The sequence below is a fragment of the Sphingomonas endophytica genome (assembly GCF_014199415.1).
GTDB classification, from domain to species: Bacteria; Pseudomonadota; Alphaproteobacteria; order Sphingomonadales; family Sphingomonadaceae; genus Sphingomonas; species Sphingomonas endophytica.
The window spans coordinates 1-22,333 of sequence record NZ_JACIJN010000004.1; the positions used below are offsets into that span (position 1 = coordinate 1).

General features: G+C 67.9%; 23 protein-coding genes and 1 tRNA gene. 10 read left to right on the forward strand and 14 right to left on the reverse strand.

The features are described from left to right. The 4 genes from FHS97_RS07015 to manD form a co-directional block, all read right to left on the reverse strand. A partial coding sequence (locus FHS97_RS07015; RefSeq protein WP_184035096.1) for a dihydroxy-acid dehydratase domain-containing protein occupies positions 1–300 on the reverse strand: 300 nt, incomplete at its 3' end. 51 nt (positions 301–351) lie between these two features. Beyond that, positions 352–1,563: an SGNH/GDSL hydrolase family protein gene (locus tag FHS97_RS07020; protein WP_184035099.1), complete on the reverse strand. Its 1,212-nt coding sequence runs from the start codon at positions 1,561–1,563 to the stop codon at positions 352–354. A 276-nt stretch (positions 1,564–1,839) separates the two neighbouring features. Beyond that, positions 1,840–3,162: an MFS transporter gene (locus FHS97_RS07025; RefSeq protein WP_184035102.1), complete on the reverse strand. Its 1,323-nt coding sequence runs from the start codon at positions 3,160–3,162 to the stop codon at positions 1,840–1,842. Positions 3,163–3,364: 202 nt separating this feature from the next. Beyond that, complete coding sequence (gene manD, locus FHS97_RS07030) at positions 3,365–4,576, reverse strand: D-mannonate dehydratase ManD (protein ID WP_184035105.1); 1,212 nt, start codon at positions 4,574–4,576, stop codon at positions 3,365–3,367. Between the two features lie 271 nt (positions 4,577–4,847). Between manD and FHS97_RS07035 the strand changes: the two genes are divergently transcribed. The 5 genes from FHS97_RS07035 to FHS97_RS07055 all read left to right on the forward strand — a co-directional run bounded on the left by FHS97_RS07035 (position 4,848) and on the right by FHS97_RS07055 (position 9,579). Beyond that, complete coding sequence (locus tag FHS97_RS07035; protein ID WP_425506293.1) at positions 4,848–6,929, forward strand: alpha-glucuronidase family glycosyl hydrolase; 2,082 nt, start codon at positions 4,848–4,850, stop codon at positions 6,927–6,929. A gap of 59 nt (positions 6,930–6,988) precedes the next feature. Beyond that, entirely contained in the window at positions 6,989–8,056 is a 1,068-nt protein-coding gene (locus tag FHS97_RS07040) for a LacI family DNA-binding transcriptional regulator (protein ID WP_184035112.1), read from the forward strand. 64 nt (positions 8,057–8,120) lie between these two features. Further along, positions 8,121–8,792, forward strand: a complete 672-nt coding sequence (locus FHS97_RS07045) for a glutathione S-transferase family protein (protein ID WP_184035115.1) — start codon at positions 8,121–8,123, stop codon at positions 8,790–8,792. Beyond that, positions 8,792–9,163: a tRNA-binding protein gene (locus FHS97_RS07050; protein ID WP_184035118.1), complete on the forward strand. Its 372-nt coding sequence runs from the start codon at positions 8,792–8,794 to the stop codon at positions 9,161–9,163. The genes FHS97_RS07045 and FHS97_RS07050 overlap by 1 nt, the downstream gene beginning before the upstream one ends. Beyond that, on the forward strand, positions 9,163–9,579 hold the full coding sequence (locus FHS97_RS07055) for a secondary thiamine-phosphate synthase enzyme YjbQ (RefSeq protein ID WP_184035121.1): 417 nt from the start codon (positions 9,163–9,165) through the stop codon (positions 9,577–9,579). The genes FHS97_RS07050 and FHS97_RS07055 overlap by 1 nt, the downstream gene beginning before the upstream one ends. A 470-nt stretch (positions 9,580–10,049) precedes the next feature. On the opposite strand, the gene FHS97_RS07060 is transcribed toward FHS97_RS07055, so the two are convergent. After that, positions 10,050–10,778 carry a class I SAM-dependent methyltransferase gene (locus FHS97_RS07060; protein ID WP_184035124.1) on the reverse strand — a complete coding sequence of 243 codons (729 nt, stop codon included), beginning with the start codon at positions 10,776–10,778 and terminating at the stop codon, positions 10,050–10,052. A 16-nt stretch (positions 10,779–10,794) separates the two neighbouring features. Beyond that, positions 10,795–11,244: a GtrA family protein gene (locus FHS97_RS07065; RefSeq protein WP_343053388.1), complete on the reverse strand. Its 450-nt coding sequence runs from the start codon at positions 11,242–11,244 to the stop codon at positions 10,795–10,797. A 156-nt stretch (positions 11,245–11,400) separates the two neighbouring features. Between FHS97_RS07065 and FHS97_RS07070 the strand changes: the two genes are divergently transcribed. Beyond that, positions 11,401–13,200, forward strand: coding sequence for an AcrB/AcrD/AcrF family protein (locus FHS97_RS07070; protein ID WP_343053389.1), 1,800 nt, complete (start codon positions 11,401–11,403; stop codon positions 13,198–13,200). A gap of 84 nt (positions 13,201–13,284) precedes the next feature. Here the strand turns inward: FHS97_RS07070 and FHS97_RS07075 are convergent, their stop codons facing one another. The 6 genes from FHS97_RS07075 to FHS97_RS07100 all read right to left on the reverse strand — a co-directional run bounded on the left by FHS97_RS07075 (position 13,285) and on the right by FHS97_RS07100 (position 17,078). Next, positions 13,285–13,902 carry a MarC family protein gene (locus FHS97_RS07075; RefSeq protein WP_184035127.1) on the reverse strand — a complete coding sequence of 206 codons (618 nt, stop codon included), beginning with the start codon at positions 13,900–13,902 and terminating at the stop codon, positions 13,285–13,287. Beyond that, entirely contained in the window at positions 13,902–14,771 is an 870-nt protein-coding gene (gene folD / locus FHS97_RS07080; protein WP_184035130.1) for a bifunctional methylenetetrahydrofolate dehydrogenase/methenyltetrahydrofolate cyclohydrolase FolD, read from the reverse strand. Before folD ends, FHS97_RS07075 begins: the two co-directional genes overlap by 1 nt. Next, positions 14,768–15,070 carry a DUF167 domain-containing protein gene (locus FHS97_RS07085; protein ID WP_184035729.1) on the reverse strand — a complete coding sequence of 101 codons (303 nt, stop codon included), beginning with the start codon at positions 15,068–15,070 and terminating at the stop codon, positions 14,768–14,770. The genes folD and FHS97_RS07085 overlap by 4 nt, the downstream gene beginning before the upstream one ends. Further along, positions 15,067–15,378, reverse strand: a complete 312-nt coding sequence (locus FHS97_RS07090; protein WP_184035133.1) for a YggT family protein — start codon at positions 15,376–15,378, stop codon at positions 15,067–15,069. The genes FHS97_RS07085 and FHS97_RS07090 overlap by 4 nt, the downstream gene beginning before the upstream one ends. 67 nt (positions 15,379–15,445) lie before the next feature. Further along, complete coding sequence (gene argB / locus FHS97_RS07095; protein WP_184035136.1) at positions 15,446–16,339, reverse strand: acetylglutamate kinase; 894 nt, start codon at positions 16,337–16,339, stop codon at positions 15,446–15,448. 52 nt (positions 16,340–16,391) lie between these two features. Then, entirely contained in the window at positions 16,392–17,078 is a 687-nt protein-coding gene (locus FHS97_RS07100) for a queuosine precursor transporter (RefSeq protein WP_184035139.1), read from the reverse strand. A 293-nt stretch (positions 17,079–17,371) separates the two neighbouring features. On the opposite strand from FHS97_RS07100, the gene FHS97_RS07105 reads away from it, so the two are divergent. Next, on the forward strand, positions 17,372–18,706 hold the full coding sequence (locus FHS97_RS07105) for a NupC/NupG family nucleoside CNT transporter (protein ID WP_184035142.1): 1,335 nt from the start codon (positions 17,372–17,374) through the stop codon (positions 18,704–18,706). Between the two features lie 320 nt (positions 18,707–19,026). Here FHS97_RS07105 and FHS97_RS17440 read toward each other — a convergent pair whose 3' ends face one another. Further along, positions 19,027–19,824 carry a PEPxxWA-CTERM sorting domain-containing protein gene (locus FHS97_RS17440; protein ID WP_246346523.1) on the reverse strand — a complete coding sequence of 266 codons (798 nt, stop codon included), beginning with the start codon at positions 19,822–19,824 and terminating at the stop codon, positions 19,027–19,029. Positions 19,825–19,981: 157 nt separating this feature from the next. On the opposite strand from FHS97_RS17440, the gene aguB reads away from it, so the two are divergent. Further along, positions 19,982–20,845 carry an N-carbamoylputrescine amidase gene (gene aguB, locus FHS97_RS07115; RefSeq protein ID WP_184035145.1) on the forward strand — a complete coding sequence of 288 codons (864 nt, stop codon included), beginning with the start codon at positions 19,982–19,984 and terminating at the stop codon, positions 20,843–20,845. Between the two features lie 103 nt (positions 20,846–20,948). Here aguB and FHS97_RS07120 read toward each other — a convergent pair whose 3' ends face one another. Next, positions 20,949–21,605, reverse strand: coding sequence for a uracil-DNA glycosylase (locus tag FHS97_RS07120; protein ID WP_184035736.1), 657 nt, complete (start codon positions 21,603–21,605; stop codon positions 20,949–20,951). 23 nt (positions 21,606–21,628) lie between these two features. Here FHS97_RS07120 and folK point away from each other — a divergent pair, with 23 nt between their 5' ends. Then, positions 21,629–22,117, forward strand: a complete 489-nt coding sequence (gene folK, locus FHS97_RS07125; protein WP_184035148.1) for a 2-amino-4-hydroxy-6-hydroxymethyldihydropteridine diphosphokinase — start codon at positions 21,629–21,631, stop codon at positions 22,115–22,117. After that, positions 22,118–22,193 (forward strand) — tRNA-Lys (locus FHS97_RS07130). It abuts the gene before it with no gap. Positions 22,194–22,333: the final 140 nt, after the last annotated feature.

The following is a 22,333-nucleotide window of genomic DNA, read 5'->3' on the forward strand; positions in this document are numbered from 1 at the left end:
GGCGGTCGGGCGCTTGCCGGTTTCCTGGATCGGATGCACCGGGAATTCCAGCACGATCCCGCCCATCTCGCGCACGCCCTCGCGCACCCGCTCCGACAGCACCAGATGGTGACGGTTGCACGGCGACAGGTCCGAGCCGGTCTGCGCGATGCCGATGATCGGGCGACCCGACTGCAATTCCTCCAGCGTCAGCCCGAAGTTCAGATAGCGCTCCAGATACAGCGCCGTCATGTCGATGTTCGCCGGATTGTCGAACCACGCACGGCTGCGCAGCTTCGTCGGATCGTGGGGGGCGGTCATGCAGGCGGGCTCCAGAACGAGTCAGGTATATAGTCGGACAAATAGCATCGCTCAGCGCAACGACGCCAGCGAAATTCCTTCCGCCATCGCGCGATAACCGGCAATGCTCGGATGCAGCCCGTCGCCGCTGTCATAGGCGGGCAACAGCCGGTCGGGCCGCGCCGGATCACGCATCAGCCGGTCGAAGTCGATCACGCGATCGGCGTTGCCCGGGGTGCGGACCCATGCATTGATCGCCTGCCGGTCCGCTTCGCTCGCTGCGCCGGGGTGATAATAAGCGTTGCTCGAAAACGGCATGATCGTCGCGAGATGCACCGTCATCCCCTTGCCATGAGCGCGCGCCACCATCTGCGCAAACGCCCCCGTCACCGCCGCCACCAGGGCACGGTGCGCCTCCGGGGTCGCGGGCTGTTCGCGGGTCAGCACGCCGATGTCGTTGACGCCCTCCAGCACGATCAGGTGCTTGGCCCCGGCTTGCCCCAGCACGTCACGGTCGAAGCGCGCCATCGCATTCGGCCCCAGCCCGTCGAGCAATAGCCGGTTGCCGCCGATCCCGAGGTTGAGCACTGCCGCCGCCCCGCCCAACCGCCGCGCGAGCCCATCGGTCCAGCGCGCATTGGTGTTGGGCTTCACGCCATAGCCATCGGTGATCGAATCGCCGAACGCCACCACCCCGTTCGGCGCGGCGCAGCGCTCGACCTCGACGCCGGAGAGCTGGAACCAGTGATCGGTGCCGGTCGCCCCAGACAGATCGGTCGCACCGGTCACGTCGCCCTTGGCGATCCACGACGTCGCGCGCGATCCGGGATGCGAGGTCTGGCCGTCGGGCGCGGTGGGGAAATAAGCGGATACCGCCAGATCGTCGAACGCCGTGACCGGCAGCGTGACCGCGTCGCTCCACCATTCCGCGCCCGGCGGCACGATCACGTCGCGCGCGCCGCCGAACGACAAGGCGCGCAGGCTGCCCGGCGACACCCGCGCGCTGGCAAGGTCCGCCGAGCGCGCGATGCTCGCCGCAGCGATGCGCAGCGGCGCGCGGCCATAAGCGTTCGAGAAGCGCACCCGCACCCGCGCGCCACCCAGCGACGGGCGGACGATCTGGCGCAGCGTCGCGTCGCGCAGCGCGTCGGCGGGGAGGACGTTGTTGCCCTCCGGCGTCATCTGCGCCGAGGCCCATGCCGCCTGCCAGCTACAGGACCGCGCCGTCGCGGGGGTGGCGGTGAGGCTCAGCAGCCCAGCGGCTAGGACGAACGAGGATCGCATGGTCGCTCCGGAAGAAAGAAGGGCCGGGCTCGCGAAGAGACCGGCCCCGAGAGTCGACGCGCCGCATAAAGGGGAGAAAAACGGCGCGCCTAACGCAATCAGAAAAGCGGGTTGTTGCCGGGCGGTCGCGGAACGACGACGTCATGAGCGGCGCATTTCGGGCCGGGCGTGATGATCGACATCGTTCCTCTCCCTGACCGTTCATGCCGGTCGCACCTGATCCGAGAACATGCTCGCATGGTGTTGATAGCGGTATCAAGAACTTATCCGCTTCCGTCAACCGGCTTGCGTCAGACGAACGTCGCGATAGCGCGGGTTGAGCAGGTGGAAGACCAGCAACGCCACCAGATACGCCACCCCGCACGCGACGAAGAACGGCCCGTAGCTGCCGACGGTATCGAGCAGCAGCCCCAGCGACTTGGACGCGATGAACCCGCCGACCGCACCGGCGAAGCCGCCGAGCCCGATCAGCGTGCCCTGCGCAAAGCGCGGGAACTGGTCGCCCGGCAACGCGAACAAATTGGTCGAGAAGCCCTGATGCGCCGCGCACGCCAGCCCGATCAGCAACACCGCGATCCAGATGTTGCTCGCCTGCCCCGCGAACATCACCGGCAACGCGAACAAGGCGCAAGCGAACATCGCCCGCTTACGCGCGCGGCCCGTCGCCACCCCGCGCTTGAGCAGGTGCGACGAATACCAGCCGCCCGCGATCGCGCCGAGATCGGCAAGGATGTAGATCGCGACGAGCGGCGGACCGAAGCTCTTCAGATCATAGCCATATTGCTTGTTGAAGAAGTCGGGCAGCCAGAACAGGAACGTCCACCACACCGGATCGATCAGGAAGCGTCCCGCCATATAGGCCCAGGCCTCGCGATGGCGCAGCACGCGCAGGAAGCCGGCACGGCCCTGATCGACCGCCGGTTCGGTTTCGATCCACGCGCGCTCCTCGGTCGTCAGCCGCGGATGCTCGGCAGGCTTGTGGTACAGTCGCCACCACGCGAACAGCCATACCAGATTGAACAACCCGGTGATGATGAACGCCCAGCGCCAGTCGAGCAGCAACCCGGCGACGATGAACCCGATCAGCAGCGGCGTTACGACCGCGCCGACATTCGCCCCGGCGTTGAAGATGCCGATCGCGAGCGCGCGCTCTTTCTTGGGGAACCACTGCGACGCGGCAGCGAGCGCCGAAGGATAGGTCCCCGCCTCGCCGAACGCGAGCGGGATGCGCGCGATCACGAAGCCGGTCGTCGAGGTGACGAGCGTCTGCGCGAAATGGCCGAGCGTCCAGCTGCCCATCGCGAGCAGATAGCCGTATTTCGGCCCGATCCGGTCGATCAGCCACCCGAAGATCAGGAAGCCGATCCCGTAGAAGACCTGAAAATAGCCGGTGACGTCACCGTAGCCGGTGTTGGTCCAATTGTAGAGTTCGGTCAGCTGCGGCTTGAGGACGCCCAGCACCAGCCGGTCGACGTAGGACAACACCACCGCGGCGAACAACAGCGCGCAGATGATCCAGCGAATGCGGCCCTTGGGGCGCGGTACTTCGTGCGCGACGGTGTCGGGCGCATGCTGCGCGGCTTGGGTGAAGTCGCTCATGAGCCGTATATTTTCCTCACCTGCCGCAGCGCGGCTTTCCCCAAGCCCGTTTGTGCTGAGGAGGCATTGAGCTTGTCCCAATGCCGTCTTGAAGCACCGCCCCGCGCGAGCCCTTCGAGACAAGGCTTCGACAAGCTCGGCCTTTCCTCAGGGCGAACGGTGGTGTTTGTTCGCGAGCGGACGCCAGATACAGACGTCACCCTCACCAGCTCCACAGCGTGCCATCCTCCAGCCGGTTCACCGGCAGATAGGCGCGCTTGTATTCATACCCCGCCGCCAATTGCTCATCCACGTCGACCCCCAGCCCCGGCGCGTCGCCCGGATGCATCATGCCCTGCTCGAAGCGGTACGAATGCGGAAACACCGCATCGGTCTCGGCGGTGTGCGGCATATGCTCCTGCACTCCGAAGTTCGGGATCGACAGCCCGAAGTGCAGCGCCGCCGCCATCGTCACCGGCGACAGGTCGGTCGCGCCGTGGCAGCCGGTGCGGACCTGATACAGGTCGGCGAGCGCCGCCACCCGGCGCAGGTGCGTGATCCCCCCGGCATGGACGATCGTCGCGCGCACATAATCGATCAACTGGTTCTCGATCAGCGCCTTGCAGTCCCAGATCGAGTTGAACACTTCGCCGACCGCGACCGGCGTCGTGGTGTGCTGCCGGATCAGCCGGAACGCGTCCTGGTTTTCGGCGGGGGTCGGGTCCTCGATCCAGAACGGCCGATACGGCTCGAGATCGCGCCCCAGCCGCCCGGCCTCGATCGGCGTCAGCCGGTGGTGGACATCGTGGAGCAGATGCACGTCCGGCCCCAGCGCCTCGCGCGCCGCCGCGAACAGTTCGGGCACCACGCGCAGATACTTCTCGGTCGACCACACCGACTCGCTCGGCAGCGCGGCATCGGCGGGCTCGTAGCGCTGCCCAGGCTTGGCGACGCCATAGGTGGAGGCGAGCCCCGGCACCCCGCATTGCAGCCGGATCGCCTTGTAGCCCCTGTCGCGCTCGGCCAGCGCGACGTTGATCGTGTCCTCGATCGTCGTGCCGTTGGCGTGCGCATAGACCATGCACGCCTCGCGGCTCGCGCCGCCGAGCAACTGGTACACCGGCAATCCGGCGAGCTTGCCCTTGACGTCCCACAGCGCCACGTCGACCGCCGCGATCGCGGTCATCGTCACCGGCCCGCGCCGCCAGTACGCACCCTTGTAGAGATACTGCCAGACATCCTCGATCCGGTGCGCGTCGCGCCCGATCAGGCACGGCACGACATGCTCGGACAGATAGGCGGCGACCGCCAGTTCGCGCCCGTTGAGCGTCGCGTCGCCGACTCCGGTGGTGCCGTCGTCGCAGGTGATCTTGAGCGTGACGAAATTGCGCCCCGGACAGGTGATGATGACGCGGGCGTCGGTGATGATCGGCATGGCTTCCCTCAGGCGATGTCGGGCGCGACGGTCGGGTCGGCGCGACCGTCGCGCCCGCTCGCGATCAGTCTGCGCAAGTGGCGGCATCTAGGGAAGCGCGGGGCGCGCTCAGGCGCAGCGCGCGATGACCCTAATTGGTCGACAAAGGCGATCACGCACCCATTCTCCAGATATGCCCGGTCTGCCGCCGCGACTTGTGAATTTCTGCTGATAGCGTTACCATGACGATGAAGAAGCGGCGTTGTCAATGCCGTCGAAAGTAGCGGGAGCGATGATGAAGGCACGTTCGGGATGGCTGGGCGCGCTCGCCCTGCTGATGGCAGGCACCGCGCACGCCGACGACGGATATCGGCTGTGGCTGCGCGCCCCGGCGGCCGCACCGGCCGCGACGACGGTCGCGATCCGCGGCGATACCGCAACGCTGCGCCTCGCCGCCGCCGAGCTGTCGCGCGTACTGCCCGCGGGGATGACGGTCATGGTCGCCACCGCTGCCGATCCCGGCGTCGCGGCGCTGCGGCTGCCGTTCGCGCCGCTCGGCGACGAGGGCTATCTGGTCCGCCCCGTCACGCTCGACGGCAGGCCGACGCTGCTGGTCGCCGGCAACAGCGATCGCGGCGCGCTGTACGGCGCGTTCGCGCTGCTCCGCCACCTCGCGACCGGCGGGACGGCAGCCAAGGCGACGCTGACCAGCACCCCCAAGGTCAAGCTGCGCGTCCTCAACCACTGGGACAATCTCGATGGCACCGTCGAGCGCGGCTATGCCGGCGTGTCGCTGTGGGACTGGTGGACGCTCCCCGACCTCAAGGATCCGCGCTACACCGATTATGCGCGCGCCAATGCCTCGATCGGCATCAACGGCACGGTGCTCAACAACGTCAACGCCAAGGCGGACAGCCTGACCCCGCGCTACATCGCCAAGGCGGCGGCGCTGGCGGATGTCTTCCGGCCATGGGGGATCAAGGTTTATCTCTCCGCGCGCTTCTCGGCGCCGATCGAGCTGGGCGGGCTGAAGACCGCCGACCCGCGCGACCCGCAGGTAGCCGCGTGGTGGAAGGCGAAGGCCGACGAGATCTACCGCGCAATCCCCGACTTCGGCGGCTTCCTGGTGAAGGCGAACAGCGAGGGCCAGCCCGGCCCGCGTGATTACGGTGCCAGCCATGCCGACGGCGCGAACATGCTCGCCGCCGCGGTGAAGCCGCACGGCGGCATCGTGTTGTGGCGCGCTTTCGTCTATGCCGAGACCGACCCGGAGGACCGCGCCAAACAGGCCTATACCGAGTTCAAGCCGCTCGACGGCAGCTTCGCCGACAATGTGCTGGTGCAGGTCAAGAACGGCGCGATCGACTTCCAGCCGCGCGAGCCCTTCCATCCCTTGTTCGGCGCGATGCCGAAGACGCCGCTGGTGATGGAATTCCAGATCACCAAGGAATATCTCGGCTTCGCGACCCACCTCGCCTATCTCGGCCCGCTGTTCGAGGAAGTGCTGTCGGCGAAAACGGGTCGCGGCGACGAGACGGTCGCGTCGGTCGTCGACGGCAGCAGCGAGCGACATCGCCTGACCGGCATGGCGGGCGTCGCCAATATCGGGCGCGACCGCGACTGGTCGGGCTCGACCTTCAACCAGGCCAATTGGTACGCGTTCGGTCGCATGGCGTGGGACCCGACGCTCAAGGCCGAGCCGATCGCGCGCGAATGGGCGCAGCAGACGTTCGGCACCGATCGCCGGGTGGTCGACACGGCGGTCGCGATGATGATGGGCTCGCGCGAGGCGGTGGTCGATTATACCGGCGCGCTGGGGCTCGCGCATCTGATGGCGACCGGGCACCATTACGGGCCGGGGCCGTGGGTCGCCGATCTCAAGCGCCCCGAATGGAACCCGGTCTATTACCACAAGGCCGACCGCGCCGGCATCGGCTTCGACCGGACGAAGACCGGCAGCGACGCCGTCGCGCAATATGCGCCGCCGGTCGCGAAGCGCTTCGCCGATCCGAAGACCACGCCCGAGCGCGACCTTTTGTGGTTCCACCATGTCGGATGGGACCGGAAGATGGCGTCGGGCCGGACGCTGTGGGAAGACCTCGTCGCGCATTACGATCGCGGCGTCACCTATGTCGGCGACATGCGCAGGCAATGGGACGGCGTGCGCGCGCAGGTCGATGCCGAGCGCTGGCAGAAGACCGCCACCTATCTGGCGGTGCAGGAGCGCGAGGCGCGCTGGTGGCGCGACGCCAGCCTCGCTTACTGGATGTCGGTCAACGGCCGCGCGCTGCCCGCCGGGGTCGCGCCGCCCGCGCACGATCTGGCGTGGTACAAGGCGCAGTCCTTTCGCTACGTTCCGGGTCATCACGATTAATCTCGTGCTTGCCGACGCCGCCCGCGGTCGCCAAGAACCGTGCGCATGGACTGTCCGGCATGAACGAACCGCGCGGATCGCGCCGCCAGCGCAACGCCCCGACGATCAGCGACGTCGCGGCACGCGCGGGCGTGTCGCCGATGACGGTCAGCCGCGTCATCAACCGCGAGGGCAGCGTCCGCGACGCCACGCGTGAGCGCGTCGAGGAAGCGATCGCCGCGTTGCGCTACGCCCCCTCGGCGGCGGCACGGATGCTGGCGGGGGGCGAGGACTTCCGGCTCGGCGTGCTGCACACCACGACCAGCCTGTTCTACTTCAGCGAATTTCTCGTCGGCTGCCTCGATCAGGCCGCCCGCCAGAACGGCCAGATCATTGTCGAGCAATGCGCCGAGGGTGGCGAGGTGGCCGCGATCGAGCATCTGCTCAACGGGCGCGTCGACGGCCTGCTGCTCCCGCCCCCGCTCGGCGACGCCGAGACGGTGCTGGCGATGCTGCGCGAGCGCGACGTGCCGGTCGTCGCGGTCTCGACCGGGCGTGCGCCGGAATGGGCGCTGTCGGTCAGCATCGACGATCGCAAGGCCGCCTACGAGATGACCCGCCATCTCGGCGCGCTCGGTCACCGCCGGATCGGCTTCGTCACCGGCGCCGCCAACCAGAGCGCGACCGGCGAGCGGCTCGCCGGCTATCGCGACGCGGTGGCCGACATGGCGCTCGACGCCGATGACACGCTGATCGCCGCGGGCGATTTCGGCTATCGCTCGGGCCTCGACGCCGCGGAGCGATTGCTCGACCTGTCCGACGCGCCGACCGCGATCTTCGCCAGCAACGACGACATGGCCGCCGCGACCGTCGCGATCGCGCACCGCCGCGACCTCGACGTGCCCGGCGACCTCACCGTCTGCGGCTTCGACGATTCGGCGCTGGCGACGACGGTCTGGCCGGAGCTGACCACGATCCGCCAGCCGGTCAGCGACATGGCGCGCACCGCGGTCGACCTGCTGATGCGCGAGATCCGCCAGCGCCGCGCTGGCGGCAGCGAGGATCATCCGCACGTCTTGGTCGAATACGCGCTGATCCGGCGGCAGTCGGACGCGGTGCCGCGCCGCCGCCCGCGCGCGACGGGCTGATCGTCCCACGCGCGCGACGAAGCCGCTTCCCCCCGACCCCAAGTCTGCCTAACAGCGCGGATATATGTGGCAGCTCTATCAGTTCCCGCTGTGTCCGTTCACGCGCAAGGTCCGCACGCTCCTCAACGAAAAGGACGTGGGCTATCAGCTCATGCGCGAGAACCCGTGGGAGCGGCGCGACGCCTTTATCGACATGAACCCCGCCGGTCAGACCCCGGTGATGACCGACAACGAGCGCGGCGTCGTGCTGGTCGATTCGATGGCGATCTGCGAATATTTCGAGGAAACGGTCGAGCGGGTCGCGATGATCAACGGCACCGCCGCCAACCGCGCCGAGATCCGGCGGCTGGTGTCGTGGTTCGACACGCATTTCTACCGTGACGTCACCCAGCCGCTGCTCGACGAACGCATGATCAAGCGCATCGCGCACCGCATGGCCCCCGACGCGTCGCGGCTGCGCGAGGCGATGAAGTCGGCGGTCGGCCACCTCGATTACATCGACTTCCTGCTCGATCATCGCAAATGGATCGCGGGCTCGACGATCAGCCTCGCCGACCTCGCCGCGGCGGCGCAGATCTCGGTCGCCGATTATCTCGGCGGGATCGACTGGGCCGGCCATGCGCTGACCAAGTCATGGTATTCGGCGTTCAAGAGCCGCCGCAGCTTCCGGCCGCTGCTCGCCGAGCGGATCAGCGGGATCGAACCGCCCAGCTATTACGAGAATCCGGACTTTTGATGCACGCCACCCACGATCCCGCCGCCCCGCCCGCACCGGAGATCGGGTTCGACGATTTTCTGGCGGTCGACGTGCGGGTCGGGACGATCGTCGCGGCCGAGCCCTTCCCAGAGGCGCGCAAGCCCGCCTTCAAGCTGACGATCGACTTCGGCGCGACGATCGGGGTGAAAAGGTCGTCGGCGCAGATCACCGAACATTACGACTGCACCGGGCTGGTCGGGCGACAGGTCGCGGCGGTGGTCAACTTTCCCCCGCGCCAGATCGGCAAGTTCATGTCGCAGGTGCTCACCCTCGGCTTTCCCGATGGCGACGGAAAGGTCGTTCTGGTGCATCCCGGCATTCCCGTCCCGAACGGCGGACGGCTGTTCTGATGCGGCAGGCGCACGGGCAATTGACGATTCCGACGCGCGGGGCGGGATTGGTCGAGGTGACCGACGCGGTGGCGGGGTGGCTGGCCGCGCAGCGGATCGCCGACGGCCTGCTGACCGTCTTCTGTCGGCATACCTCCGCCTCGCTGCTCATCAACGAGAATGCGGCTTCGGCGGTACGGCGCGATCTCGAACGCTACTTCCAGCGGCTCGCGCCCGAATCGCGCGACTATGAACATGACGACGAAGGTCCGGACGACATGCCGGCGCATCTGAAGACCGCGCTGACCAACGTCTCGCTTGGCATCCCTGTGGCGGACGGCCGGATGGTGCTGGGCACGTGGCAGGGGCTCTACCTGTTCGAGCACCGCGCCGCGCCGCACCGCCGCACACTCGCGCTGCATGTGATCGGCGACTAACCTCCCCGCCATGCCCGTCGCCCGTGCGCAGGCAGGGACCCAAGTCTGCATCGTCCGGTGGCTCCCGCCGACACAAAGCGCGCCGCTCCCGTGTCAGCCCACCACACAAACTCGACAGCTATGGGTCCCTGCCTCCGCAGGGGCGACGGCTGGTCATGACGAAATCGATTTTGACGCCGGATTAATGGCAAGGAGGAGGAAAGTGACGAGCGCGCGACGCCGCCGCACGATCGCACCGCGCGTGATCGGCGACGAACCTCCCCGCCATAACCGTCGTCCCTGCGCAGGCAGGGACCCATGTCTGTATCGTCCGGGTGCCCCGCCGACACAAAGCGCGCCGCTCGTGTGTCAGCCCACCACACAAAATCGACAGCCACAGGCCCCCGCCTCCGCAGGGGCGACGCTCGAAGCCGACATGTCACCCCGGCAAAAGGATCGGTTCAGGCCGGTCGCACCAGACGCCGGTTCGCCTAGCTCGGCTCCGCCAGCGTCAGGATCGACACGCCGATCGGCATCGGCACGCGCCCGACCAGATGCCGCTCAAACCCGAAGATTCGCTCGAACAAGGCGTTGAGCGGCGCAGCCGGTGGCGAGTCGTCGCTGTCGTCACGCCCGGTCAGCCGGCCCGCGACCCGCGCCGCCGCGGCAAGCGGGAACAGCAGCGAGTTGAAATAGGTCAGCCCGCGCTCCCGGAGCCCGGCCTTGTGGATCGCGCCGAGCAACGTCTTCTTCGAATAGCGACGGTGATGGTGGTTCACGACGTCGTGCGCGCTCCACATCCATTGGTGCGCGGGCACCGCGATCAGGATCTTGCCGCCCGGTGCCAGACATTCGCGCATGGCCGCCAGCGCGGCGACGTCGTCCTCGATATGCTCGACGACGTCGAGCACCGCGATCAGATCGTAATGGCCACGCGGCACGCCGGGCAGCGCGGGGAGCGGCGCGTCGCCGACCGGCTTGCCGAGCCGCTGGCTGGCGATCGCGCGCGCCGCCGGGTCGATCTCGATCGCGTCGACCTCGCCGAACGCCGCCAGCATCGGCAGATTGTGCCCGGTGCCGCAGCCGATCTCCAGGATGTGCGACGACACCGGCAGCTTGGCTTCGCGGGCCAGATAGTCGGCGAGAATGTCGCGGCGCGCGCGATACCACCAATGGGTGGAATCATGCTCGGCCATGCGATCATAGACGCGACGGTCCATCAGCGATTACTCTTGTTCAAGCGAACACCCAGAAACGATAAAGGACGAACGTCACCATCGGCGTGACGAACACGTTGGTGACGAGCGGCCACCAGGTCGCGCCGTGCATCGGCCCGGTCAGAAACCATACGAAGAAGGTGTTGAGCGCGAAGCTGACCAGCGTGACGACCAGAAAGCGGCCGCCGGTGCGCGAGACCTTGTCGCGCGCGCCGACGTCGCGGAAGCTCCAGCGGCTGTGGATGACATAGCCAGCCACCATCGACACCAGATAGCCGAGCACGTTGGCGATCAACGGCCAGACGCTGCGATGTTCGAGCGGCCAGCGCGCCTGCGCATAGGTGGCGATCGGCCAATAGACAGCGGCATAGATGGCGGTGGCCGCGCCCCCGGTCAGCCCAAAGCGCACCAATTGCCAGAACAGCGCGCGCAACTGCTCGATCCTGCCGTGTGTCTGCAACGTCGCCACTGACTTGCCCCTTTCGTCGCCCGACTAGGGCCGCACGCCGGTGCTGGCAATGGCCGCGTGCGTGCGGGCGCGGGACGCCCGTTGCCGTTTCTTCGCCCCCGTCCTAAGCACCGCCGGATCGACGGGCCGCCCCTTACGGCGCGGCGTGAAGGGAAAGTGTTGACCAACCATTTGTTGCCGCCCGCCACGCAAGACCGGGCCGCGCGGACGCTCGACCGCCACTGGCTCCGGCTGACGTTGCTGGCCTGGGCGGGGATCGCGATCTGGTACGTCTGGCAGCGCTGGGCGGCGATCCACTGGCTGTCGCTGGGCGATACCGACGACAACATGCGGCTGATGCAGGTCCGCGCGCTGCTGGATGGCCAGGGCTGGTTCGACCTGCGCAATTACCGGCTCAACCCGCCCGGCGGGTTCAACATCCACTGGTCGCGGCTTGTCGACCTGCCGATCGCCGGGCTGATCGTGCTGCTGCGCCCGTTCGTCGGGGTGGCGGAGGCCGAGCGGCTGGCGTGCGGGATCGCGCCGCTGCTGCCGCTGGCGGTGGTGCTGGTGGCGCTGGGCGCGACGCTGCGCCGGCTGGTGCATCCGCTGGCATGGCCGCTGGGGATCGCGCTGTTCCTCGCCACCAATGTCGCGCTCGGCATGTTCATGCCCGACCGGATCGACCATCATGGCTGGCAGCTGGCGATGCTCGCGGTGACGGTCGCGGGACTGTGCGATCCACGGCGCGGGCGCGGCGGTGCACTGGTCGGCACCGCGACCGCGATTTCGCTGACGATCGGGCTGGAAATGCTGCCCTATGCCGCGATGGCGGGGGGTATTATCGCGCTCGCCTGGGTCTGGGAGCGGGCGGAACGGGAACGGCTGGCGCTCTACGCGCTGTCGTTGGCGGGCGGCGTGGCGGCCGGTTTCGCAGCGTTCACCTCCTACGCGAACCGCGTCTATCGCTGCGACGCGCTGACCCCGGTTTATGCCTCGACGGTGGTGCTGGCGGGCGGGCTGCTGCTGGCGCTCGCGGTCGTTTCGCCGCGCAAGCCGCTGATCCGGCTGCTGTTGGCAGTCGCCGCCGGTGCGGTCGTCGCCGCCTTTTTCGCGCTTGCTTTCCCGCAATGCCTCGGCCGGCCCGAGCAGGTATCGAACGAACTCTACACGAGCTGGCTGTCGCAGGTGCGCGAGGCGAAGCCGATCTATCGCCACCCGCTGCGCGTCGCGCTGCCGATCGTCACCCTCCCCCTGATCGGATTGTTCGGCGCATTATTCGCGACTTGGCGAGCACGCCGGCAGCCGACGCTGCGCGGCTGGGCGTGCGTGGCGCTGTTCGGCGCGTTCGCGGCGCTGATGCTGCTGTGGCAGGCGCGCGCCGGACCCGCGGCGCAACTCCTTGCAATTCCTGGCGCCGCGGCGCTGGCGTGGATGGCGGGGCCGTGGCTGATCGCGCCGCGTTACTGGTGGGCAAAGGCGGCGGCGGCGGCGGCGCTGTTCGTGATCGTCTCGGGCAGCTTCACCCAGATCATCATCGACCGCTTCAAGGTCGATCGCCCCAGCGCCTATGTCCGCCGCGTCAACAAGGCGACCGGGCGCTGCCTGACGATCCCGGCGATGCAGCCGCTCGACCGCTATCCGGCGCAGACCGTCTTTACCTTCGTCGACCTGGGACCACGGCTTATCACGCTGACGCATCACGATGCGATCGCCGGACCGTATCACCGCAACGGCGATGCGATCCTCGACGTCCACCATGCCTTCATGGGTACGCCCGCCGCCGCGCGCGCGATCATGAAGCGGCACGGCGCGACGATGTTGCTGGTGTGCCCGGACATGGCCGAATCGACCAATTATCGCGCCAAGGCCCGCGGCGGCTTCTACGACCGGCTGGCGAAGGGCGAGCATTTCGATTGGCTGGTGCCGCTGCCGATCAGAAAGGGCTCACCGTTCCGGGCGTTTAGGGTGGAATAAGCGCTCGTCATTGCGAGCTGGCGACGCGATCCAGGGCGTCGTGATCCGGCTATGGATTGCTTCGCAACGCTCGCAATGACCGAGTCAGCGCAACTGCTCCATTACCCCGTCGATCACGAACTGCACCGCCAGCGCGGCGAGCAGCACGCCGAGCAGGCGGGTGATGACCGCCTCGATCTTCGCCCCCAGCACACGCATCAGCGGCCCCGCGGCGAGCAGCGAGATCAACATCAGCAGCAGGTTCGCCGCCAGCGCTGCCATCACCACCGCGGTCTGTTCGATGCCGTGGCTGCGCGCGGTGAGCAGCATGACCGATGCGATCGATCCCGGCCCGGCGATCATCGGCATCGCCATCGGGAAGATCGAGACGTCGTCGGCCTCTTCCTCGGTGATCTTGGCGGCACGGTCCTCACGGCGCTGGGTGCGCTTCTCGAACACCATTTCCAGCGCGATCAGGAACAGCATCACCCCGCCCGCAATGCGGAACGACGCCAGCTCGATCCCGAGCGCGTGGAGCAGCGGCTCGCCCGCCAGCGCGAAGACCAGCAAAATCCCCGCCGCGACCATCACCGCGCGGATCGCCATCGCGCGACGATGCGTGGCGGTCGCGCCGGCGGTCAGCCCGGCGAAGATCGGCGCGCAGCCGGGCGGATCGATGATGACGAACAGCGTGATGAACGACGAGACGAACAGCTCGACCATCAGAGCGCCGGATCGACCGCGATGCCGGCGCGCCGCCCGGCGGCGACGAGCGTGTTGCGCATCAGCACCGCGATCGTCATCGGCCCGACGCCTCCGGGCACCGGCGTGATCGCGCCCGCAACCTCGACGGCGCGCGGGTCGACGTCGCCGACCAGCCCGTCGCCGGTGCGGTTGATGCCGACGTCGATCACGGTCGCGCCGGGCTTGATCCATTCCGGCTGGACGAAGCCGGGGATGCCGACCGCCGCGACGACGATGTCGGCCTGACGGACATGCCCCATCACATCGCGCGTGCGGCTGTGAACGGTGGTGACGGTGCAGCTCTGCTGGAGCAGCAGCGCGGCCATGGGCTTGCCGACGATGTTCGAGCGGCCGATCACCACCGCTTCCAGTCCCGCCAGATGCGGGTGGATGTCCTGGAGCAGCATGAGGCAGCCGAGCGGGGTGCACGGCACCAGCCCGTCGAGCCCGGTCGCGAGCCGCCCGGCATTGACCGGGTGAAAGCCGTCGACGTCCTTGTCGGGATCGATACGGGTGATGACCGCGCGCTCGTCGATATGCTTCGGCAGCGGCAACTGGACGAGGATGCCGTCAACCGTCTCGTCGGCGTTGAGGCGATCGACCAAAGCGATCAGCTCCGCCTCGGACACGTCGGCGGACAGGCGATGCTCGAAACTCTCCATGCCCGCGGCAAGCGTCGCCTTGCCCTTGGAGCGGACGTAGACCGACGAGGCCGGATCCTCGCCGACCAGCACCACCGCAAGGCCGGGTTTGCGCCCCGCCTGTTCGGTGAAGGCGGCGGCCGCGGTGGCGACACGGCCGCGCAATTGGGCGGCAAAGGCTTTTCCGTCGATGAGGCGCGCTGTCATGAGGCCGTCGCATAGAGCGAAGCGGCGGCGCGCGCCAGCACCTGCGGATCGCCCGTGATCGCCAGCCGCTTCAGGCGCGCGGTCTGTCCGGCGATCAGCGTGACGTCGCGCTTCGCGACGCCGAAATGCTTGGCGATCAGCACGATCAGCGCCGCGTTCGCCGCGCCGTCGACGGGCGCGGCGGAGAGGCGCGCCGCAAAATGCTCGTCGGTTCCGGCGAGCAGCGCGTCACGTCCGCCGCGCGGGGTGACGCGCACCGCGATCGCGATCCCGTCTGCCGTCTCGCGCCACGCGCTCAGATCGCCGCGCCGCCGGTCATCGCGCTGATAGCGATATTGTTGAGGACGATGTTGATGATCGCCATGAGCACCAACACCACCGCCGGCGCGAAGTCGATCCCGCCGGTGTTCGGCAGCATCCGGCGGATCGGGCGGTACATCGGCTCGGTCAGCCGATCGAGCCCCTCGTACAGCGAGCGGACGAAGTTGTTCGAGGTGTTGACGACGTTGAACGAGATCAGCAGCGACAGCACGAATTGCACGATGATGATCCACCAGACGAGGTTCAGGATCACCTGCAGGATCTGGATGATGGTGGTCGTCAGCACGCCGGGCGTCTCCCAATAGGTGTGCCGGTAATGTAGAGCACCGGCGGGCGGATCGAAAGGCTGCCGCTCATTTGCGGATCAGCGTGCCTGCACCGCGTTTCGTAAAGATTTCGAGCAACATCGCGTGCGGCACGCGCCCGTCGAGCACCACCGCCGCGTCGACGCCGGACTCGACCGCCGCGACGCACGTCTCCAACTTGGGGATCATCCCACCGGAGATGGTGCCGTCCGCGCGCAGCTCGGCGACCGCGGCGGGGTTCAGGTCGGTGACCAGCTGCCCCTGTTTGTCGAGCACGCCTGCCACGTCGGTCAGCAGGAAGAAGCGCGACGCGCCCAGCGCCGCCGCGATCGCGCCCGCCATCGTATCGGCGTTGATGTTGTACGTATGGCCATCGGCACCGATGCCGATCGGCGCGATCACCGGAATGATCCCGTCGCGGCTGAGCGAATCGATGATCCGGCGATCGACCGCGACCGGCTCGCCGACGAAGCCGAGATCGACCTTGCGCTCGATCCCCTGCAACGGATCGGGGTCGCTGCGGCCGACCTTCTCGGCCTGCACCAGCCCGGCGTCCTTGCCCGAAATGCCGACCGCACGGCCCCCGGCGCGACCGATCCAGCTGACGATCTCCTTGTTGATCGAGCCCGCCAGAACCATCTCGGCGATCTGCGCGGTCTCGGCATCGGTGACGCGCAAGCCATCGACGAAGCGCGATTCCACGCCCAGCCGCTTGAGCATCCGTCCGATCTGAGGCCCGCCGCCGTGCACGACGACCGGGTTGATCCCGACCGCCTTGAGCAGCACCACGTCCTCGGCGAAATCGGCCTGCGCCTCGGGATCGCCCATCGCATGGCCGCCGTATTTCACGACGAAGGTCTTGCCGGCATAGCGTTGCAGATACGGCAGCGCCTCGACCAACGTTTCGGCCTTCAAGGCGGGCGACAGGTTCGGTTCGGTCATGAGCGGCGCCATAGCGGCGGGGCGCGCCGGGGAAAAGGCCGGGGCGAAACGCTCAGGCGTCGAGCCGGCGCCCGATCGCCACCAGCGCGTAGATCAGCGGCGGCACCAGCGCCACCGACAGCACGACCTTGGCGAGCATCTGCCCCGCCATCAGCCAGCCGACCGCCGACAGCCCGAAGGCGATCGAGATGAACAGGATCGAATCGACGATCTGGCTGAGCGCGCTGGCGGTCGCGGCGCGGAACCACAGCAATTTGCCGCCCTCCCGCCCCTTCAGCCACGAGAAGATCGTGACGTTGAGCGTCTGGGAAAGGCCATAGGCGACGATCCCGCCCGCCCAGATCCACGGCGTCGCGCCCATCATCTGGTTGAACGCCGCCAGATGCCCGGCGTCCATCTCCGGCGCGGCGGGCAGGACGAGCACGACCAGCGTCAGCACCATCGACACGAGCAGCGGCACGAACCCCATCAGCACCAGCCGCCCCGCGATCTTCTGCCCGTGCAGCTCGGCGACCGCGCTGGAGGTGACGACCAGCAGCAGAAAGGCGAAGATCCCCGCCTCGACCGCGAGCGGCGGCAAGCCGACCAGCGGCCCGAGCCGCGAGATCGGGCCGAGCGACACCTGCTTGTTGCCGAGCACCCCGGCGATGCAGACCATCCCGCCGTAGAAGATCGAGAAGGCGAACAGCGAGGGCGAGATCGCGCGGCTGGCGATCGGGCGATGGTCGGGGTCTTCCATCGCGGCGGTGTACGGGGCGGCAGCGGGGCGGGCAATGACCGATTGCCCGTGAGATAGCCGAGTCCGTTCGTGCTGAGGAAGCATTGAGCTTGTCGAAATGCTGTCTCGAAGCATCGCTGCGGCACGCACCGTTCGAGACGGGGCCCTTCGACGCCGCCTGCCGCGTTGCGCAGGACAGGCTTCGACTTCGCTCAGCCCCTCCTCAGGGCGAACGGAGGGATGACACCCGATCTTGGCTGGCGATCCGCCGGCGGGCATGTCATGGCGCGGAACTTCGACAGCGAAGAAGAAAAATGCAACGGACTCTCATCGGCCTGGCGGGCATTGCCGTCATCCTGCTGCTCGCGACGTTGCTGTCGGCCGACCGGCGTGCGATCCGGCTCCGGATCGTGGCCAGCGCCTTTGCGCTGCAAGCGACGATCGCGGTGATCGTGCTCTATTGGACGCCGGGGCGCTCCGCGCTGGCCGGGGCGTCGGCGGGGGTCGCGGCGCTGCTCGGCTATTCGCAGAAGGGCACCGAGTTCCTGTTCGGCAATCTCGCCAGCCCGACGGTCGGCGGGCAGAGCTTCGCGATCGCGGCGCTGCCGGTCATCATCTTCTTCGCCAGCCTCGTGTCGATCCTCTATTATCTGGGCGTCATGCAGTTCGTGGTCCGCTGGATCGGCGGCGCGATCGAGAAGGTGATCGGCACGAGCAAGGTCGAAAGCCTGTGCGCGGCCGCCAATATCTTCGTCGGGCAGAGCGAGTCGCCGCTGGTGATCCGCCCCTATCTTGCCGGACTGACCCCGGCGCAGGTGTTCACGGTGATGACCAGCGGAATGGCGGGCGTCGCGGGGACGATCCTCGCCGCCTATGCCTCGATGGGGATCAGCATCGACTATCTGCTCGCCGCCAGCTTCATGGCCGCGCCGGGCGGGATCCTGATGGCCAAGATCATCATGCCCGACCGCGTCGTACCGCCAGAGGGCGAGCTGCCGCTGGGCGACCTGCCCGACGAGCAGCGGCAGATCGCGCTGGCCGAGGCGCGGATCAGCGGGCGCGGTCCCGCTGCGCTGCTGCCCGAGGGCACGCCGGGCGAACCGTTGCCCGATGCGACGCATGACGAGGAAAAGCCCGCCAATCTCATCATGGCCGCCGCGCAGGGCGCGCAGACCGGCGTCAAGCTGGCGGTGGCGGTCGGCGCGATGGTGCTGGCGTTCGTCGCGCTGGTGGCGCTCGCCAACGGGCTGCTGGGCGCGGCCGGCGAGTTGATCGGGATGCCGGGGCTGAGCTTCCAGGGGCTGCTCGGCTATGTTTTCCAGCCGGTCATGTACCTGCTGGGTGTGCCGTGGAACGAGGCCGGGATCGCCGGGGGACTGTTCGGCGAGAAGATCGTGCTCAACGAGTTCGTCGCGTACATCGATCTCGGCAAGCAGGCGGCGGCGCTGTCGCCGCGCACGATCGCGGTGGTGACGTTCGCCTTGTGCGGCTTCGCCAATTTCAGCTCGATCGCGATCCAGATGGCGGTGACCGGCAGCCTCGCCCCCAACCAGCGCCCGACGATCGCGCGGCTGGGACTGCGCGCGTTGGCGGCGGGCAGCCTCGCCAATCTGATGAGCGCGGCGCTGGCGGGCTTGCTGATCGGCTGAGCCCGGGGCGGCCGATGTTGGCGAAGGTTGCGCAGAACGGTGCTTGCGCGCGTGGGCGTCGCGGAAGCGAAGCGCTCTTCGTCGCGCACCCTGCCAGATGTTGGACGGTGTAGGACAGCGATTGCGTGGTCGAACCGGTCTTCGATCGTCGTCGCCCCGGGGCGTGACCCGGGGTCCCGCTTCTTACCCGACAGCCGAGCGAAGAAGCGGAGTCCCGGATCAAGTCCGGGACGACGGCTTGCGACTGAGGCATAACGCATACGAAAAAGGCCGCCGGATCGCTCCGGCGGCCTTCCGCACGCAAAAGGTTCGGCGCAGGATCAGGCCAGCGCGGCCTTGCTGCTGCTGCGACGGCGGCGCGCTGCGGCACCGATCATGCCGAAGCCGAGGATCATCGTCATCCAGGTGGTCGGCTCGGGCACCGCGCTGGTCACCGCGATCGAGTTCAGCTTGAACGCGTCGTTGAGGCCGTCGGGACCGCGATACGAACCGCCGATGACCCAGACGTTCCCGCCCTGGCTCGGCGAGAGATTGTAGGTCTGCTTGTTGCCCGAATAGTTGGTGCTGTCGCTGTTGAACCAGGCGTCGCCCGACTGCTTGCCGGTGTTCATGTTCAGCCCGTCAGCGAGCGACTTCAGCGTCGTAGCGTTCATCGCCGTGCCGAAGCCCGAGTAACCGCGCGCGATGAACGCGTCATTGTCGGTGTAGCGGTTGGTGCCCAGCGCAAAGGGGGTCAGCACCGCCGATTGCAGCGACACCGCCTGATCGAACTGCAAGACCAGGAATTCCCAGCCGTTCACATTGTCGATCTGGTGCGTGTTGGTGCCGCTTTCGTTGGTCTGGTAGATGCCCAGCCCGTTGGCGCCCCACGATGCGATGGTGGCAGTCTGATAGACGCCGTTCGTGAGCAGCGTCCACGCGGTCGCGCGCACGTTCAGCGTCGACTTGCCGTCCGACGACTTCACGGCATAGTTGACCGTGTTGTACGCGGTGCCGTCCGTGATCGTCTTGCCGTTCGACGTGCCCGTCGCGGTGCTGATGACGAAATCGGCGGCCTGCGCCGGCATGGCGGCGAACAGCGCGCCGGTAGCGATCGCGAGATGCGCGAAACGAGTCATTGTCCTGATTTCCCCTTCACTTGTCGAAATCAGCCTTCCCTTATCTGGATCAGGACCGCAATCGGCTTGCAAAACGACCTTGTCCCTGATCGAAACAGTTCCAGACACTTACCGACAAGAGTGGAATCGGGCGCGCTTGCCCCCTAAATGCGCCGGCATGACCGAGATCACCGTTGCCGCGCTCCAGCTCGCTTTCTCCGCCGACATCGACGCGAACATCGCGAAAGTGTCCGACGCCGTGCGCGAGGCGCATGGCCGCGGCGCGCAGGTGATCCTGCCGCCTGAGCTGTTCGAGGGCGAGTATTTCTGCCGCGTCGAGGACGAGTCGCTGTTCGCCAATGCCGCACCGGTCACCGAGCACAAGGCGGTGCTCGCGATGCAGGCGCTGGCCGAGGCGCTGAAGGTGTACATCCCGACCAGCTTCTTCGAGCTGGACGGACCGCACCATTACAACTCGCTGGCGATGATCGGCCCCGACGGCGAGGTGCAGGGCGTCTATCGCAAGAGCCATATCCCGGACGGACCGGGCTATGAGGAGAAATTCTATTTCCGTCCCGGCAATACCGGGTTCAAGGTGTGGAACGGTCCGCGTGCCCAAGGGCACCAGACGAAGCTGGGCGTTGGCGTCTGCTGGGACCAATGGTATCCCGAAACCGCGCGCGCGATGATGCTGATGGGCGCGGAAGTGCTGTTTTATCCGACCGCGATCGGCAGCGAGCCGCACGACACGTCGCTCGATACCGCGCGGCTGTGGCGGCGCGCGATGGTCGGCCATGCGGTGTCGAACGTGGTGCCGGTGATCGCCGCCAACCGCGTCGGCGTCGAGCATGACCAGACCTTCTACGGCACCAGCTTCATCACCGACGAGCGCGGCGACATCCTCGCCGAGCTGGACCGCGAGGAAGAGGGCGTGATCGTCGCGACGCTCGACCTCGACCGCGTGCGGCGACACCGGGCGGCGTTCGGCTTCTTCCGCGACCGGCGGCCCGAGCTGTACGGGCGGCTGGTGCAGGATATATGAGGCCGTTTGACGCATCTCGTCGCCCCGGCTGTGATCCGGGGCCACGCTCTTGGCCGACGTTGCAAAAGAAGCGGGATCCCGGCTCAAGGCCGGGATGACGCAGTCAGGGCCGCAGTTCCAGCGCCTTGGCGAACACGCTCTCGAACATCTCGGCGGTCAGCCGCCCGGTGTTCTGATTGTAGCGCGAGCAATGATAGCTATCGATCAGCACGCGCCCGTCGGGGACGCGATGGACCGCGCCGTGCTCGAAACGCGCCTTGGGCAGCTTGCCGCCAAGCACCTTGACCACCGACTGGTGCGCGACCTGCCCGAGCGCGATGTAGACGCGCGCGGTCGGTAGCGTCGTCGCCTGATCGGACAGGAACGTGCGGCAGGTGCGCACTTCCTCGGGCGTCGGCGCATTGCCCGGCGGCAGGCACTTGACCGCATTGAGGATGATCGCGCCGTCGAGCGTGATGTCGTCCTCGCGGCTGCCGGTGAAATTGCCGTGCGCGAGCCCGAATTTGACGAGCGTGCCGTAGAGCAGCGCGCCGGCGCCGTCGCCGATGAACGCGCGGCCGGTACGATTCGCGCCCTTCATGCCCGGCGCGAGCCCGACGATCGCCAGCCACGCCTGCGGGTCGCCGAACGCCGGCACCGGCGCGTTCCACCATTCGGGATGTTGCGCGCGCAGTTCGTGGCGCAGGTCGACGAGGCGCGGGCAGCGCGGGCAATCGAGCGGCGGTTCGGTTGCGGGCAGCGCGGAGGGTGCGAAGTTCATCACGGTGCGATAGGCGCTTGCGGATGCCTGCATCAATCTTTCTCGTCGCGCTGGGATCGAATCGCTGCGGGCGGCACGGGCGGCCGCGCGACGAGGTGGCGGCGGCGCTGCGACTACTGGGCGGGCACGCGGCGCCGATCGTTGCCAGCGCGCCGCTCGGGCCGTCGACGCGCACCTTCGCCAACAGCGCGGTGCTGATCGCGAGCGACGAGACGCCGCCTGCTCTGCTCGCGCGGCTGAAGGCGATCGAGCGCGCGTTCGGGCGGCGGCGCGGGCGGCGTTGGGGCGCGCGGGTGATCGACCTCGACATCATCCTGTGGTCGGGCGGCGCATGGCGGTCGCCGGGGCTGACGATCCCGCATCCGGCCTTCCAAGCCCGCGCGTTCGTGCTCGGCCCGGCGGCGGCGATCGCCCCCGACTGGCGCGCGCCGGGCAGCGCGCTGACGCTGCGCCAGCGTCATGCCCGGTTGACCCGCGCGCGCGCCGCCCCTAACCGGCTTCGATCCGCGTGAGGGTCCGTAGCTCAGTCGGTAGAGCAAGCGACTTTTAATCGAGAGGTCCCGGGTTCGAGCCCCGGCGGACCCACCACGCGGAACCTTATTCCTTTTCGCGTCACCCCGGACTTGATCCGGGGTCCCGCTTTCGTTGCGAGTGGCGTCGGAAGCGGGATCCCGGCAGCTGGTGCCCGCCGCGGCGAAGCCGCGTCGTCGGTCGGGGCGGCGCTCCGC